Here is a 14,669-nt window from a genome sequence, read left to right as displayed (position 1 = left end):
ATGCGCTTTCCCTTTTTCGCAGGCCTGCGATCGGCCGACAACTCACAGCAAATCACACTTCGCGGGTGTGTCGCGAAATGACTTCCACCGCAACGTTTTTCGGATGCCACGCGCCCGCATCGCTACCGCAGATGGTCACCGGTACGCGGAACAACGGCTCGGTGGTCACCGCTCAGGCGTCCTCGATCGTGGCCCATCGGCGTGCCAGTCGGCGGCAGGCGTGGACGAGCTCGGGCGGGTGCAGGTCGGTGAGTTCGGAATCGAACGTGGCGAGAATGCCCGCGACACCCGCCCAGGACCAGGCGCCGAGCGTGAGCCGACAGTGCTCGGCATCCAGATATTCCACGACGGAGCCGCCCGGCGCCCAGCGGGCCACGATATGAGCGGGCAGGTCGAGCCGGGCGGTGCCGGTACACGGCCAGGGAGCGGGTGTGTCGCCGCGGTTGTGGGTGCTCATCACGAACTGGGCGAGGTCATCGCCGGGTAGGTCGCGGGCTCGGAAAGGCTGCGTGGTGGGGCGGGCGTGCAATCGATCGACGCGCCGCACCTGCCATTCGCCGTCGGTGCGGTCGTAGGCGACCAGGTACCACCGCGCGGCCCAGACGACCAGGTGATGCGGCTCGACCCGATGCGCGGGCAGGAAGTCGGGTTCTCCGGGTTCGGGGCGGGTGCCGTCGGGCCGCAATGTCTCGACGACGAGTAGGTGACGGCGCCGCACCGCCGTGCCGACCACGGTCAGCGCGGCCGGATCGATGGGCGGCGCGGGGAACTCCCAGTAGTTCCGCAACCGGGTCAGGCGCAGGGATTCCATCGATGCCCGCAGGGCGGGCGGCATCACCTGATGCAGCGTGGCCAGCGCCCGCGCCGCATCGTCCCCGAGCCCGAATACCGTGCTCGGCGCGGTCTGCAGGGCCACCGCGACCGCGAGGGCCTGGTCGTTGTCGAACAGCAGCGGCGGCAGGGTGTGCCCGGCGCCGAGCCGATAACCGCCGTCGGGGCCGTGGACGGTGGTGATCGGGTAGTCGAGCAGGCGCAGGGTTTCGATATCGCGGCGGACGGTGCGTTCGCTGGCGCCGAGCCGGGCGGCCAGCTCGCGCAGCGGCCAGCACCGTCCCGATCCCAGCAGCGACAGCAGTCGCAACGCCCGGTGTGCGGTATTCGCCATCGTCCCATCATGACCGGGTAGCGGCCACTCGGTGTCCACTACCGATGCCAAGGTTGCCTCGGTTCGGCAGATAACGGAAAGGACGGTCGGTATGCGGGTGGTCGTGGTCGGTGGCGGAATAGGCGGGCTCGCACTGGGTGCGGGATTGCGGCGCCGAGGATTCGATGTCGCGGTATTCGACCGCGATACCGATGTGGCGGCGACGGGTGGCTACCACATCACCCTCGACGAGCGGGCGCAGACCGCGCTGAAAGAACTGGTGGAACCGGCGATCATGCGGCGGCTGCTGGCATCGGGTTCGGCGCTGCGGCTGCGCGAGCGCGACGCGTTCTGGGATCGCCGCGGACGGCTGCTCGGTCACGGGCCGGATCTGAGCGGCAGCGGCAGCGTCGACGTCGACCGGATCACCCTGCGGCTGCTGCTGGCCGAAGCCGCGGGTGACAGTCTGCACCTGGGTCACCGGGTATCCGGTGTCGGGTACGACGACCATGGCGCACCCCGGGTGCTGTTCACCGACCGGGCACCGGTTTCGGCGGATCTCGTGGTGGGTGCGGACGGCGCGCACTCGGTGGTGGCCCGCCACTTGGCGGGAGGCCCGACCAACAGCCCGGCGGGCATCATTGGGTTCTCCGGCCGCACCCTTTTGGGCGACCTCGGCCCCGGCGAGCAGCGGCGGCTGCGGCTACGTTCGGGGACGGCGATCGGCCCGCGCGCGGCAGCGCTTTACATCGGCTTCCTCGACCCGGTAGGCAACGCCGCGCTCGACGCTCCGGACCTGCGAATGTCGGTCACCACCGGACCCACCTATATCTGGGGCGCCATGTTCCCCGAATCCGCGGCCACGGATTCCCTGCGTGACCTGCGCGGAGATGAGCTGCTGGCCGCGCTGCTCGGCCGGTTCCGCACACGGGGCTGGGCCGAACACACGCTCGAGGTCATCGCCAAGGCCGACTCGCACAGCGTGGCCGCGTTCCGCTTCAACGCCGCCTCCACCCGCGCCGACGATCTCGCGCCCTGGCCCGCGGGCCGGATCACCGCGCTCGGCGACGCCGTGCACGCCACACCACCCACCGCCGGAATGGGCGCGGGCGCGGCCATCCGCGACGCCGCCAGCCTGCTCGAGCACCTGCGCGCCGCCACCGACGGCACCACCACCCTCACCGACGCGGTGGCGCACTTCGAGGCGGGCATGCGTCGACGCGGCAGCGAAGTCCTCACCCTGGCCATGCGAACCGTCCGATGGATCCTGGCCACCGACACCACATTCGGCGCCGCGGCCACCGCCCTGGGCACCCCACTCCTCGCCGCGGCCGCCCGGCTGCGTCACTGACGGCGCCGCGGATGGATTTCGAATCGGCCACGGTGACATCTAGGGCCGGACGGAGTGCCGGTCGAGGAAATCCGCGATGAGTGGGGCGATTTCGGCGAGATGTGTTTCGAGCGCGAAATGGCCGGTGTCGAACAGGTGCAGTTCCGCATCGGGCAGGTCGGCGAGGTAGGCGTGGGCGCCGGGCGCGGGGAAGAAGGGGTCGTTCGCGCCCCAGACGATCAGGGTGGGCGGCGTGTGCTGACGCAGCCAGGACTGCCAGCGCGGGTAGGCGGCGACGTTGGAGTGGTAGTCGAAGGCCAGCGCGAGCTGCGCCTCGACGCGGCCCGGCAGGTCGAGATAGTGCTGATCCAGCGTCCAGCCGTCCGGTGACAACAGGGCGGTCTCGGTGACGCCGTGCTCGTACTGGCCGCGGGTGCCGTCGAGGGTGAGCAGCCCGCGGATGGTGTCCTCGGCGCCATCCCGGCCGGGGCGCAGCGCGATGAATTCGCGTGCGCCATCGGATAATCCGGCCTCGTAGGCATTTCCGTTCTGCACCACCAGGCCGGTGATCCGTTCCGGGTCGCGGGCCGCGAGCCGGAACCCGACCGGTGCGCCGAAGTCGAAGACGTACATGGCGAAACGGGACAGTCCGAGCCGCCGCACGAAACCGTCCACGACCTCGGCGAGACGGTCGAAACTGTACTCGAAATCCGTTGGCGCGACGGTATTTCCGAAGCCCGGGTAATCGGGTGCGACGAGCCGGTATTCGGCGCCGAGCACGTCGATGAGCCGGCGGAACTGGTGTGAGGCGGACGGAAAACCGTGCAGCAGCAACAACACCGGCGCGTCCGGGCGCTCCGGCACCGACTCCCGGTAGAACACATCGACGCCGTCGACATCGACGCGACCGTACCGGACCCGAGGCAGCTCGACCATTTCTTCACATGCTTTCTTCAGATGATGATGCATTAGTACTAGACCATCTTCTTCTAATGCGTCAACTCATCGAGTTACCATTAGCCCGTGATTGATGCCGAACCGCTGATCGGTGAGCCGCTGGCGCTGGACCTGGTCAACACCCGATCCGCCGTCGGCGACCTACTGGAAACGCCCGCGCAACTGGCACATTGGCTGCGGTTGCAAACCGAGCGGATACCCGGAGCCACCGGCCGCCCGACCCGGGACGACCTGGCGATGGTGCGGGCCGTGCGCGAGCACACCACCACCGCGCTCGAAGCTCTGCTGCACGCCCGCCGACCACCCGCCGCCGCCTTGCGCGCGCTCGACGAGGCCCGATCCGCCGCACCCGCCACCCCGCACCTGGAATGGAACGGCCGATCCGTCGTCTCCGTCGTCCGCCGCAACGGATCACCCGGCGCCCGCCTCGCCGCGGTCCTCGCCGACGCGGCCGCCGACCTGTTGACCGACCCCCGCATCACCGAACTCAGGCGCTGCGCCGCCGACGACTGCGTCCTGCTGTTCCTCCCCAACCATCCACGCAGACAATGGTGTTCACCCGAACGCTGTGGCAACCGAGCCCGCGTCGCCCGCTACTACCAACGCCACAAGCCCGCCCCGAACCCCTAGACGCGCCCCTCGCCGAGCTCCAGAATTCCTGCGCCGCAGACGAATTCGCGACCGTCAGAGGATCGCGTCGGCGAGGCGGTCGACCTGCTCGACCGATGTCACCGTGGGGTGGAAGATCAGCCGGTCGAAGCCGAGATCGCGGTAGGCGCGGACGGTTTCGCGGGCGTCGGCGGCGTCGGTGAGCATGTCGTCGACGTTGAGCTGGGCGTATGCGGGGTTGAATCCGTAGTAGCGGCCCAGATGTTCGCGTCCCGCCTGAGCGATATCGTCGTCGCCGATCGCGAAGTTCACCGAAGCGTGGATCACGGGATCACCGGGTCGGCCCGCCTCTTTCCAACCGGCCCGGATCCGGTCGGCGAACGCCGACTGGTCCGGATAGTCGCGCAGCGCACCGGCGACCCAACCGTCACCGAGGGTGGTCGCCCGCCGCACCGTGGCATTCGATTTGCCACCGACGAGCAATGGAATCCGCACCGGCGCGGGACACAACGGCGTGCCGTCGGCGACGGGTTCGCCGCGCCACGCCCGGCGCATGATCGCGATCTGTTCGTCGAGGATGCGACCGCGGGCGGCGAAATCGACGCCCGCGGCGGCATAGTCGTCTTCCCGCGAACCGACGCCGACACCGATGACGAGCCGGTCCCCCGCGACATCGGCCAGGCTCGCGAGTTGTTTGGCCAGCACCGTCGGCTGATACAGCGGCGCCAGCAGGATATTGGTCACCAATTCGAGGTCCGCACCGGCTCCGGCGGCGATCCCCAACGCGACGATCGAGTCCAGACTCGGATATACGAGACGATCGATGGTGCCGACACCCGCGAACCCGCGCCGCCCGGCGCGGCGGACCCATTCACCGATGACCGGGCCGGGCACACCGGCGATGTGATTCGGCAGGCCGATGACGATTTTCATGACACCAGCCTCGACGCCGAGGCGACACTGTGGCCACACCATCGCCGAAGATCGCCCGATACCGCCATCCCGTGCCGGATTGCAATGTGTTTCCGCCGCATTCGGACCATCCAACGCTCGAATCCGCACACACTGCGATTCGGCACCGCATGCAAGATCTGCTGATCGTAGCGGCTCGGCGATGACGGTACGGTGAGCGCGATCGGTGTGCGTTCAACCGTCAGCGGGCGCATGATGGTGCGGCGGTCAGCTCGGCCAAGCTGTGCCACGTGACCAGAACCTGCACCGCATAGCGCGAGGTCCGATTCCCGCCAGCCGCGGTCTGCGGTGTGGGAGACGCTATCCGGCGTGACCAACTGTTTCGAGGGAATCGTCGCTCGGTTCCTGCTGTCCAGCAACGAGTTCGGGGAGAAATTGCGCGCGATCCGGCCCGAGCAGTGGTGCTGGCCGACTCCGTGTTCGGCGTGGAATGTGCGCCAGCTGGTCAATCACGTGACCCGCGGGAACCTCAACTACGTCGGGCTCGTCGACGGAGGCACCCGCGCGGAATTCCTGCGGCTGCGCGACGCCGACGCGCTGGGCTCGGACCCGGCGGACGCCTACACCCGATCCGTGCGGCTGTGTGCCGAGGCGTTCACCCGTCCCGGCGCGCTGCGGCAGATCCTCGACTACCCGCTGGGCCGGGTGACCGGCGAACAGGCGCTCGCGGTCCGGACCACCGACAACACCATCCACACCTGGGATCTCGCGCGCGCCATCGACACGGCGGACACCCTCGACACCTCCCTGATCTCGTGGATCGACCACCACCTCGACGAGATCTACGCCGGACTGTCCGAAACCCCCACCGCTGCCGACACAACGCACCGCTTCTTCGCGGCCCCCGAAGGCACGCCCGAACACGATGCGACACAACAGAATCGGCTACTGCACCGAATGGGCAGGAACCCGAACAGAACCCCGTTCTGAGCGTGCACGCCGCCCCGGGAATGCGGTAGCGTTGGCCGTACGTAGGGGGGACGATGCAGAGGATTTCGACTATCCGATCACCCTCGGCGCACTGCCCGACGGGCGCGAGGTCGTCGTACACTGCCCGGACGAGTACAACGTGCTGCAGATCGACGACGCCGAGACCGGGCGGCGCATAACCGAGGGACCACGGTCACCGACGGATGTCTTCCATTCCAGGCTGTCGATCAGCCCGGGCGGGCGCTATCTCCTTGTCGCGGGCTGGGTTTGGCATCCCTACGGGATCGCCATGATCTTCGACCTCGCCGCTGCCGCCGAAGACGCGAAGGTGCTCGACGGACCCGGAGTTCTGCCGCTGGACGCGATCTACGCCGAGGTCGAATCCGCGTGCTGGCTCGACGACGACCGGGTGGCGGTCGCCGCATCGAACGACGATCCACTCGACAACAAAGACAGCGATTCCGATGTGCTCGGGCCAGGGCAGCTCGGAATCTGGTCCGTCGGCTCGGCTCGCTGGTTGCACCGCTCGACGGTCACCCACCCGGTCGGCACGATGATCGCCTGCGGTGCGCGCATCATGTCCCTGCACGGTCACCCGAGGCTGATCGACCCCGGGTCGGGACGGCTGCTCGCCGAGTGGCCCGATGTGGATGCGGGAGCGAAGGACAGCAGCTACGGCGTCACACATATACCGACACCGGTAGCCGCCGCGCATCCGAACGGAACGCGCCTCGCCATCGCGCAGCAGGATCACATCGCGATCCTGAACCTCGAATCGTTCTCGACCGCGCCGACTGTCGGTGGCCGCGCGTAGATTGCCGACCATGACCGAGACCTCGTCATCCAGCGACGAAAGTTCAAGGCAGTCCAGCAGATACGAGGGCGACGCCTGGGACCTGTCATCCAGTGTGGGCGCGACCGCGACCATGGCCGCGGCGGTCCGGGCGATAGCGACTCGCGCGGACCGTCGGCTCATCGACGACCCGTTCGCCGAACCGCTCGTCCGGGCGGTCGGCGTCGACCTCCTCACCCGGCTGGCGACCGGCGAAGCGCCACCCGACGAGTTGGTCGGGCAGATCTGGATCGACGCGGCCAAGGTGCGGACGAAGTTCTACGACGAGTTCTTCCTCGACGCCACGAACGCCGGCATCACCCAGGTCGTGATCCTGGCCTCGGGACTCGATTCCCGCGCGTACCGGCTGCCGTGGCCGCCCGGCACCGTGGTGTACGAGATCGACCAGCCGCAGGTCGTCGAATTCAAGACCCGCACGCTGGCCGAGTTCGGCGCCGCACCCACCGCCGAACGCCGGGTGGTCGCGGTCGATCTGCGTGATGATTGGCCGAACGCATTGCGCGACAAAGGATTCGACCCGTCCCGGCCGACCGCGTGGAGCGCCGAGGGGCTGCTCGGCTACCTGCCACCCGAGGTGCAGGACCGCCTGCTGGACACCATCACCGAACTCAGCGCGCCGGGCAGCCGGGTGGCCACCGAAAGCAGGCCCAACCCGCGCCCCGGCGAGGAGGACAAGACGAAGGAAAGCCTGCGGCGCATCTCAGAACGCTGGCGCGCGCAGGGTTTCGACACCGACATGGCGAGGCTGCGATATTACGGCGCCCGCAACGAAGCGGCCCCCTACCTGACCGCGCGCGGTTGGGCGCTGACCGGCATCAACGTCCGGGACCTGTTCTCCGCCAACGATCTTCCGCCCCTGACGGACGATATGCGCATGGGCGATGTGCTCTACGTCAGCGGCACCCTCGGCAACGGGCAATAACTATTCGGGCGGCGCAAGGTTATGGCCCTCGTGGCAATCACCATCGGCGCGGGTGTGTTGTTCGCCGCGCCCGCGGCCGCGAATCCGACCGGAAATACCGGGCAACCGAACCAATCGTGTCAACAGGTCGAGCCGAATACACCCGGTCACTCGGCGAACAGCCCGGGCTCAGCGTTCAATGAGCCGGGGATCAACAGCGCCGACGGCGGCACCGGCGGCCAGCACTACGCATCCCAATCGCAGTACGACGTGGCCTGCTACCAGCAGTCCGTGCATTGACGGAAAAAGAAGTGGCCCACAAACCGGCACTGTTGGTAACCTACCGGGACCGTGACATCGTCCCAGGAGGTGAGACCCATGAACACTGCATCGAAGTGGGTGCTCCCCCTCGTCGTCACGGTTGGGCGAACGTCGTAGTTGTCGCCGGGAGCGCCTGAACAAAGGCAATCCCGAAAGGCGACAACCATGTACGCACAACCTTTCACATTCGAAACAGGCGAGCCCGCCGCCATCATCACGCGGGTCACCGACACCGAGTGGCATGCCGCGGTGGACGGCCGGGTGGTCGGCAGCGCCGATGTGGCCCGCAGGCCGGACGGGCGGCGCTTCGTCAGCGTCGACGCCTGGCACGCAACGGTATTCGACCAACTCGCCACGGCCGTGCGGGCTGAACTGCCACGGCCGCTCTACACCGTGGTGGACGAGGTCGAATCCGACCTGATCGCGGGCTGGCGGCGGGCGGGCTTCGCGCCCAGCCGCCGCGAGTGGGAGTATTCCGTGCCCACCGATCCGGCGATCACCGGACTCGACGCCACCGCACCGCCGCCGGGGGTCACGATCACGGCCGCCGCGGACCATCCGCTGCGGGCATTGGACCGGGCCATCCGCGATGAAGTCGAAGCCACCGTCGGCTGGCACAGTATGCCCGCCGAAGTGCTGCCCCGCCGCGACGGCGACACCGTCGTCGACCCGTCGAAATACGCTGTCGCGGTGCGATCGGGCCGCTATATCGGGTTGATTCGCGTGGTGCGGGCGATCCGGCAGCCGCGCATCGGCCTTATCGCGGTCCTGGCCGCGGAGCAACGCACCGGTGTGGCGCGGGCGCTCCTGGCGCACGCGCTCGGCGCATTGCACCGGGACGGTCGCGGCCCGGCGTACGCCGAAGTGAACGAATCCAACACCGCCGCAACGGCACTCTTCGACAGCATCGGCGCCCGGCGCGTCGGCAGCAACCTGGAACTGGTGCTGCGATGACCAAGACGAGCAAGGGCATCGAAATCGAGGGCACCGTGCTGGAGTGCCTGCGCAACGCCACCTTCCGGGTGGAGCTCGCCAACAAGCACATCGTGCTCGCGCACATCAGCGGAAAGGTACGGCGGAACTACATCAAGATCATGCCGTTCGATCGGGTCTTGTTGGAGCTCAGCCCGTATGACCTGACCCGTGGCCGGATCCTCTTCCGATACCGGACATAACCGGGTCGGGTGGGTGGCAAGCGCCGACGCTTGCCACCCTCACTCCCGCCACCGAGCTCGGATTCATCGTTGCACCCACTGGAATCGGCTCGCGCGCAGCGGGAACGAGGCGGGGTCGACCAGGTCGAGGGTGATCGTGACGTGGTGACCGTCGAGATCGCCGGTGAGCCGCAGGTGGTTCGGCTCAGGGCGTTGATAATCGAGGACGGCGAACGAGGAGCCCGAGGGGTGGTGGTCCGGTCCTTCGCTCGGTGCTGATCCGGGGTCCGGCCGGGACAGGGTCACGCGGTGTGCCGCGGTGTCGATGTGCGCGATCACCGGCACCAGCCGGTCGTCGGTCTGTTGGTAGGTCATCGTGTCCGGGTCGTCGAAGACGATGCGCCGCCAGAGGTCCCGATCGGTCAGCAGTAACGGGCGCGACTGCCCGTCGCGGTCGAAGGATGTCACCTCCCAGATTCCGTACAACGCCGAAACCGGTCGGCCGCCGCCGATTTCGTACCACAGGCGCCAGTTCTGGTATCCGTTGCCGACGGCCAGCCAGATCAGGGCGGCCACCTGCAGGGTGGTGATCGTCCGCCGGGACCGTCGGCCGCCTGGGACCGCGGCGGTCGCACGGCCCAGCACGACGGCGTCCAGGAGCTGCCGCGTCCGCGGTGCCAGCAGCACCACCGACAAGAGAATCAGGTGTGCCGACAGCAGTTTCACCGACACACCGAAGGTCATGTTGAGCACGAAAACCTGTGCCATGTCCGCCAGGCACAGCATCGCGCCCAGCACCGCGGTCCTCGGCAGCAACAGCAGTACGCCGCCCAGCACCTCCGCCGCCCCGAGCAGCATTTCGTACGGTTGGGAGTAGCCGACCTGATTCCACAGCACCATGTCCGGGCTGAAGTCCCCGAACCGCTGCAGCCAGGTCGCGAGCGGGGGCTCGGGCATCTGGTTCGGGATCAGTTTCGCGACACCGTAATAGAACATCTGCCCGGCCAGGGCCAGCCGCATGGCGAGGAGAAAACCGTCCGCCGGACCGCGGTACTCGGTGCGACGCCGGTCCAGCAGCGACCACATCACCGTGACCGCCACGGCCGCGACCAGAATGCAGAACACCAGCACCCACTCGAACGGGTCGTCGCCTTGGGAGTACGGATTCGGCACCGCCGAGACGCCGAACAGGTGACGCCCCACCCAGCCGACGATCGGGGCCACCGGCCGTGCCGACCAGACCGTCGCGTCATCGGGCAGCACTCGGCGGAAGGCAATCAGGTAGCTGAACCACATCCACGGAAAGAACAGGCAGAACAGCCCGAAGTAACTGAAGCAGAATCGGAACACGATGCGAGTGACCGGATTCCAGGCGTGGTCCGCATGCCTGCCGGTGTCCGGTGCGAGATCCGTTTCCGTGGCGGTCATTTCCCAACACCTCGTCGCTCGACGCCCAGCGGAGTCTTCGCGGTGCAACGCTACCGAGCCGGATGCCGCCCCGGCTTCACCCGGAAAGCTGATTCGCGCCTGCTACCTGCGGAGTACGCCCGGCCGAATGCTCTACTCCCACAGGCTTGTCCGTCAGCACCCGCTACCGATCACCAGCCACCGTCACCACGGCGAACATGATGCATGATCAGCCTCGCACAGCGAGCCGATCAACCAACCCTGATCGGGAGACACGACCCAGTCTCGGTCCGGAGATCAACTCGGCCAGAATTGGCCGCAACGAACCGAGGAGACCATCATGCCGAAATACCTGCTGCTCAAACACTATCGGGGCGCGCCGGCAGCGACCAACGACGTGCCGATGGACCGCTGGACACCGGAGGAGCTGACGGCCCACCTGCGATATATGCAGGATTTCGCCGCGCGACTCGAGGCCACCGGCGAATTCGTCGACCATCGGGCGCTGTCGCCGCAGGGCACGTTCGTTCGCTCGGATGGCGAAGGGCGCCCGCCCGTCACGGACGGTCCGTTCGCCGAGACCAAGGATCTGATCGCCGGGTGGATGGTTATCGATGTCGAAACCTATGAGCGGGCGCTAGAACTGGCCGGCGAGCTGTCCGCGGCTCCGGGCGCGGGCGGGAAACCAATCCAGGAATGGCTGGAGTTACGACCGCTGCTCACCGACTGGCCAACGGTGACCGAGTGAACGAATCGCTGCTGCGCGAACTCGTCCCCGCGGTGATCGGTGTGCTGCTACGGCGCGGAGCCGATTTCGCGTCGGCCGAGGATGCCGTGCAGGAGGCCCTGATCCGGGCTCTGGAGACCTGGCCGGACGATCCGCCGCGCGATGCCAAGGCATGGCTCGTCGCGGCCGCCTGGCGCAAGTTCCTCGACGCTGTCCGCGCCGAAACATCCCGGCGGGGAAGGGAACTCGCCGTGGAGATCGAGCCGCCCGCCGGTGCGGTGCCCGCATCCGACGACTCGCTGTGGCTCTATTTTCTGTGCGCTCACCCGAGCCTGTCCCCTAGCTCGGCCGTCGCGTTGACGCTGCGCGCGGTCGGCGGCCTGACCACCCGGCAGATAGCGACGGCCTATCTCGTCCCCGAAGCGACCATGGCGCAACGGATCAGCCGGGCCAAGCGGCGGATCGCGGGACTGCCGCTCGACCGGCCCGGCGACCTCGCGACCGTGCTGCGCGTGCTCTACCTCGTCTTCAACGAGGGCTACGGCGGGGATATCGACCTGGCGGCCGAGGCCATCCGTCTCACCCGCCAGCTCGCCGCCTCGACCGATGAGCCCGAGGTCTCGGGGCTGCTCGCGCTGATGATGCTGCATCATGCGCGCCGCGCGTCGCGCACCGGACCGGGGGGTCGCCTGGTGCCGCTCGCCGAACAGGACCGAACCCGTTGGGACGCAAGCCTTATCGCCGAGGGCGTGGCGATTCTGCGGACCACGCTGGCCCGCGACCGGCTCGGCGAATACCAGGCCCAGGCCGCGATCGCCGCCCTGCACGCGGATGCCCCGAGCGCCGCCGAGACGGACTGGCCGCAGATCGTGGAGTGGTACGACGAACTGCTGCTGCGCACCGACAGCCCGGTGGTGCGGCTCAATCGCGCCGTCGCGGTCGGCGAGGCCGACGGACCCCGGGCCGGACTGGCCGCGCTGGCCGAACTGGATCCGGAGCTGCCCCGCCACGCCGCGGCCCGCGCCTATTTCCTCGAACGCGACGGCGACCTCGAACAAGCGGCCGCGTTGTACGCCAAGGCATCTCGCGCGGCCACCAGCGGGCCCGAGCGCGACCACCTCACCCGCGAGGCGGCCCGGGTACGGCAGTTGTTACGCCCCTAGAAGTACCAGCAGAAACTGGTTGGCGAATGGAAACTTGTTGATATACGGTCAGCTCATGCACGACGCACAGACACCGCAGGAGGCGCTCGATATCGCCGCCGCCACCACTCGGCAGGCGAAGGATGCCACTGCTTTGCCGATGTGGGGACCCATAGCGGCCGGTTTCATGACGGCGCTCACCGTATTCCTGCTGAGTACGGCGATCGATCACAGCGACGATCCGTTGCGCGCATCGATCTTCGGAATCCCCGGAATCGCCTCGGGCTTCGTGTATTACAAACTTCTGCAATGGCTGCGCCGAACCCGGCGGGCGCGCGGCATCATGCCACTTCCGCAGCCGTCGTGGAAGTTCTATCTGGTGTTGATACTGTCGATTGCGCTGATGCCGCCCCATGGTCTCGAGAGTTCGCGGTGGGACCTGTGGCTACAAATCCTCAGCAGCGCCATCATGGGCGGATGGATCTGGTTCGACCAGGCCCGGCCGCGGCTCACACCATGGAAGGCCCGATGGAAGAACTGAACGAGCTGTTCGCCTCCCTGCCGCGGCTGAAGCTCGTCGCATTCCTCGACGGCTGCGTCGAAGCCGAATTCCTGGTCATCACCGATATCTGTGGCCTGAACAAATCCACCCTCTCCAAAGCGATGACCCTGCTGGAGTCCGCCGGATACATCGCCGTCACCAAGGGCTACGACGGCCGCAAACCGAAAACCTGGCTCGCCCTCACCTACAAGGGCCGCGCCGCCTACCACGCCCACCTCGCCGCCCTCACCGAGCTCACCCGCAAGGCGGGCGAAACCACAGCATCGGACTGACCCGCAACGTCTTTCGCGAACCCTCACCGGAAGGCGCGGCGGTACGCATTCGGGGTGACGCCGACGGTGCGCTTGAAGTTGTCGCGGAACGCGGTCGGTGAGCCGAAACCCACTCGCGCGCCGATGCGTTCGATCGTGTGCTCGGTCGTCTCCAGCAGATGCTGGGCACGACGGATCCGTGCGCGGTGCAGCCAGCGCAGCGGTGTGGTGCCGACCTGAGTCCGGAACTGCCGCAGCAGAGTTCGCGTGCTGGTGCCCGCCTGGGCCGCGATATCGGCGATGGTGAGATCACCGGACATGTTGTCCTGCAACCACAGCAGCAGCGGCTCCAGGGTGGCGCCGCGCGGCGCGGGCGGATGCGGCTGGACGATGAACTGCGCCTGCCCGCCCTCGCGTTCCAGCGGCATCACCGACAGGCGGGCGGCGTCGGCCGCCACGGCCGAGCCGTAGTCGCGACGGATCAGGTGCAGACACAGGTCGAGTCCGGCGCAGGCGCCCGCGGAGGTCAGGATCTGGCCGTTGTCCACATACAGCACCGCCGGATCGACCTCGATCCGGGGATAGGTGGCCGCCAACAGGTCCGCCACGATCCAGTGGGTGGTCGCCCGCAGCCCGTCCAGGAGTCCGGTGGCCGCGAGGGGGAACGTCCCGGTGCAGATGGAGGCGATCCTGGTGCCCGCAGCGGCGGCGGCCCGGAGCGCGTCGCGCACGTTCGGCGAGAGCGGAGCGGTCGGATCGGCGACCCCGGGGACGATCACGGTATCCGCCTCGGCCACCGCGTCCAGACCCCATGGCGCCCGCAGGGCGAATGCGCCCGCATCCACCTCCGGTCGCTCGGCGCAGATGCGGACCCGATAGGCGCGGCGGCCGTCCGGTATCCGAGTGCGGTCGAAAACCTCGATGGGAGTGGACAAGTCGAACGGTATGACGCCGTCCGTCATCGCCAATGTTGTTGCGCCGCTGCTGATCGGCGCCGTGTACGCCCTGCTGATGTCACTGATCCGGGAACCGCATCGACGCACGTTCAACGCGATTATGATCGCCGGAGCCGGAGCCGCCTATCTCAGCGGCGGCGGCCTGGGCGGCTGGGAATATCTGTTCACCGCCCTCATCACGTATTGCGCGTTCCGCGGCCTGAATTCGTGGACGTTCATCGGAATCGCCTGGCTGCTGCACAGCGCCGTCGACGTGCTACATCACCTCAAAGGCCATCCGATCGTCCCCTTCGCGCACAATTCCTCGCTCGGCTGCGCGGTCTGCGATCCCGTGATCGCGCTCTGGTGCCTACGCGGCGGCCCCAACTTGCTCGCGTTGATCCGGGGCCGCACATCCCGCCAGCCCAGCGCGCCTGTCGATTAGCCGCCTCGGCAAGCTCCCGGCGATTGCGA

Annotated in this window: 18 protein-coding genes; 13 read left to right on the top strand and 5 right to left on the bottom strand. The window is 67.9% G+C overall.

Annotation, left to right across the window (positions count from 1 at the left end):
• Positions 1-172: 172 nt before the first annotated feature.
• Positions 173-1,165 (bottom strand): helix-turn-helix transcriptional regulator, encoded by a 993-nt coding sequence (locus tag F5544_RS22185; RefSeq protein WP_167474973.1) that lies wholly within the window; start codon positions 1,163-1,165, stop codon positions 173-175.
• Positions 1,166-1,256: 91 nt separating this feature from the next.
• Between F5544_RS22185 and F5544_RS22180 the strand changes: the two genes are divergently transcribed.
• Complete coding sequence (locus F5544_RS22180) at positions 1,257-2,495, top strand: FAD-dependent oxidoreductase (RefSeq protein ID WP_167474972.1); 1,239 nt, start codon at positions 1,257-1,259, stop codon at positions 2,493-2,495.
• A gap of 39 nt (positions 2,496-2,534) precedes the next feature.
• On the opposite strand, the gene F5544_RS22175 is transcribed toward F5544_RS22180, so the two are convergent.
• Entirely contained in the window at positions 2,535-3,410 is an 876-nt protein-coding gene (locus F5544_RS22175) for an alpha/beta fold hydrolase (protein ID WP_203217630.1), read from the bottom strand.
• Positions 3,411-3,497: 87 nt separating this feature from the next.
• On the opposite strand from F5544_RS22175, the gene F5544_RS22170 reads away from it, so the two are divergent.
• Positions 3,498-4,061 carry a CGNR zinc finger domain-containing protein gene (locus tag F5544_RS22170; protein WP_167474970.1) on the top strand — a complete coding sequence of 188 codons (564 nt, stop codon included), beginning with the start codon at positions 3,498-3,500 and terminating at the stop codon, positions 4,059-4,061.
• 54 nt (positions 4,062-4,115) lie between these two features.
• Here the strand turns inward: F5544_RS22170 and F5544_RS22165 are convergent, their stop codons facing one another.
• On the bottom strand, positions 4,116-4,973 hold the full coding sequence (locus F5544_RS22165; protein WP_167474969.1) for an LLM class flavin-dependent oxidoreductase: 858 nt from the start codon (positions 4,971-4,973) through the stop codon (positions 4,116-4,118).
• Positions 4,974-5,321: 348 nt separating this feature from the next.
• Between F5544_RS22165 and F5544_RS22160 the strand changes: the two genes are divergently transcribed.
• The 6 genes from F5544_RS22160 (at position 5,322) to infA (ending at position 9,192) form a co-directional block, all read left to right on the top strand.
• Complete coding sequence (locus F5544_RS22160; RefSeq protein WP_167474968.1) at positions 5,322-5,942, top strand: TIGR03086 family metal-binding protein; 621 nt, start codon at positions 5,322-5,324, stop codon at positions 5,940-5,942.
• A gap of 31 nt (positions 5,943-5,973) precedes the next feature.
• The gene (locus tag F5544_RS22155) at positions 5,974-6,756 is read left to right on the top strand and encodes a hypothetical protein (RefSeq protein WP_167474967.1); all 783 of its coding nucleotides are present in this window, start codon (positions 5,974-5,976) and stop codon (positions 6,754-6,756) included.
• Between the two features lie 10 nt (positions 6,757-6,766).
• Positions 6,767-7,717 carry a class I SAM-dependent methyltransferase gene (locus F5544_RS22150; RefSeq protein WP_167474966.1) on the top strand — a complete coding sequence of 317 codons (951 nt, stop codon included), beginning with the start codon at positions 6,767-6,769 and terminating at the stop codon, positions 7,715-7,717.
• A 30-nt stretch (positions 7,718-7,747) separates the two neighbouring features.
• A complete protein-coding gene (locus F5544_RS22145) occupies positions 7,748-7,996 on the top strand; it encodes a hypothetical protein (RefSeq protein ID WP_203217629.1) in 249 nt (82 codons plus the stop codon).
• A 186-nt stretch (positions 7,997-8,182) separates the two neighbouring features.
• Entirely contained in the window at positions 8,183-8,971 is a 789-nt protein-coding gene (locus F5544_RS22140) for a GNAT family N-acetyltransferase (RefSeq protein WP_167474964.1), read from the top strand.
• Positions 8,968-9,192 (top strand): translation initiation factor IF-1, encoded by a 225-nt coding sequence (gene infA, locus F5544_RS22135; RefSeq protein ID WP_167474963.1) that lies wholly within the window; start codon positions 8,968-8,970, stop codon positions 9,190-9,192. Before F5544_RS22140 ends, infA begins: the two co-directional genes overlap by 4 nt.
• Before the next feature lie 63 nt (positions 9,193-9,255).
• On the opposite strand, the gene F5544_RS22130 is transcribed toward infA, so the two are convergent.
• On the bottom strand, positions 9,256-10,599 hold the full coding sequence (locus F5544_RS22130) for a DoxX family membrane protein (protein ID WP_167474962.1): 1,344 nt from the start codon (positions 10,597-10,599) through the stop codon (positions 9,256-9,258).
• 319 nt (positions 10,600-10,918) lie between these two features.
• On the opposite strand from F5544_RS22130, the gene F5544_RS22125 reads away from it, so the two are divergent.
• Genes F5544_RS22125 through F5544_RS22110 form a run of 4 tightly spaced genes read left to right on the top strand, consistent with a single transcriptional unit; the run spans position 10,919 to position 13,281 of the window.
• Complete coding sequence (locus tag F5544_RS22125; RefSeq protein ID WP_167474961.1) at positions 10,919-11,326, top strand: YciI family protein; 408 nt, start codon at positions 10,919-10,921, stop codon at positions 11,324-11,326.
• A complete protein-coding gene (locus tag F5544_RS22120) occupies positions 11,323-12,468 on the top strand; it encodes an RNA polymerase sigma factor (protein ID WP_167474960.1) in 1,146 nt (381 codons plus the stop codon). Before F5544_RS22125 ends, F5544_RS22120 begins: the two co-directional genes overlap by 4 nt.
• A gap of 55 nt (positions 12,469-12,523) precedes the next feature.
• Entirely contained in the window at positions 12,524-12,988 is a 465-nt protein-coding gene (locus tag F5544_RS22115; protein ID WP_167474959.1) for a hypothetical protein, read from the top strand.
• Positions 12,976-13,281, top strand: a complete 306-nt coding sequence (locus tag F5544_RS22110) for a transcriptional regulator (protein WP_203217628.1) — start codon at positions 12,976-12,978, stop codon at positions 13,279-13,281. The genes F5544_RS22115 and F5544_RS22110 overlap by 13 nt, the downstream gene beginning before the upstream one ends.
• A 23-nt stretch (positions 13,282-13,304) precedes the next feature.
• On the opposite strand, the gene F5544_RS22105 is transcribed toward F5544_RS22110, so the two are convergent.
• Positions 13,305-14,222 (bottom strand): GlxA family transcriptional regulator, encoded by a 918-nt coding sequence (locus F5544_RS22105; RefSeq protein WP_167474957.1) that lies wholly within the window; start codon positions 14,220-14,222, stop codon positions 13,305-13,307.
• Between F5544_RS22105 and F5544_RS22100 the strand changes: the two genes are divergently transcribed.
• Complete coding sequence (locus F5544_RS22100) at positions 14,188-14,640, top strand: DUF6010 family protein (protein ID WP_238847383.1); 453 nt, start codon at positions 14,188-14,190, stop codon at positions 14,638-14,640. The genes F5544_RS22105 and F5544_RS22100 overlap by 35 nt on opposite strands.
• The last annotated feature ends 29 nt before the right edge of the window (positions 14,641-14,669 follow it).

It is taken from the genome of Nocardia arthritidis (genome assembly GCF_011801145.1).
Lineage (GTDB): Bacteria > Actinomycetota > Actinomycetes > Mycobacteriales > Mycobacteriaceae > Nocardia > Nocardia arthritidis_A.
The sequence above is the reverse complement of the archived record's forward strand: the minus strand, read 5'-3'. Positions and strand labels throughout refer to the sequence as shown.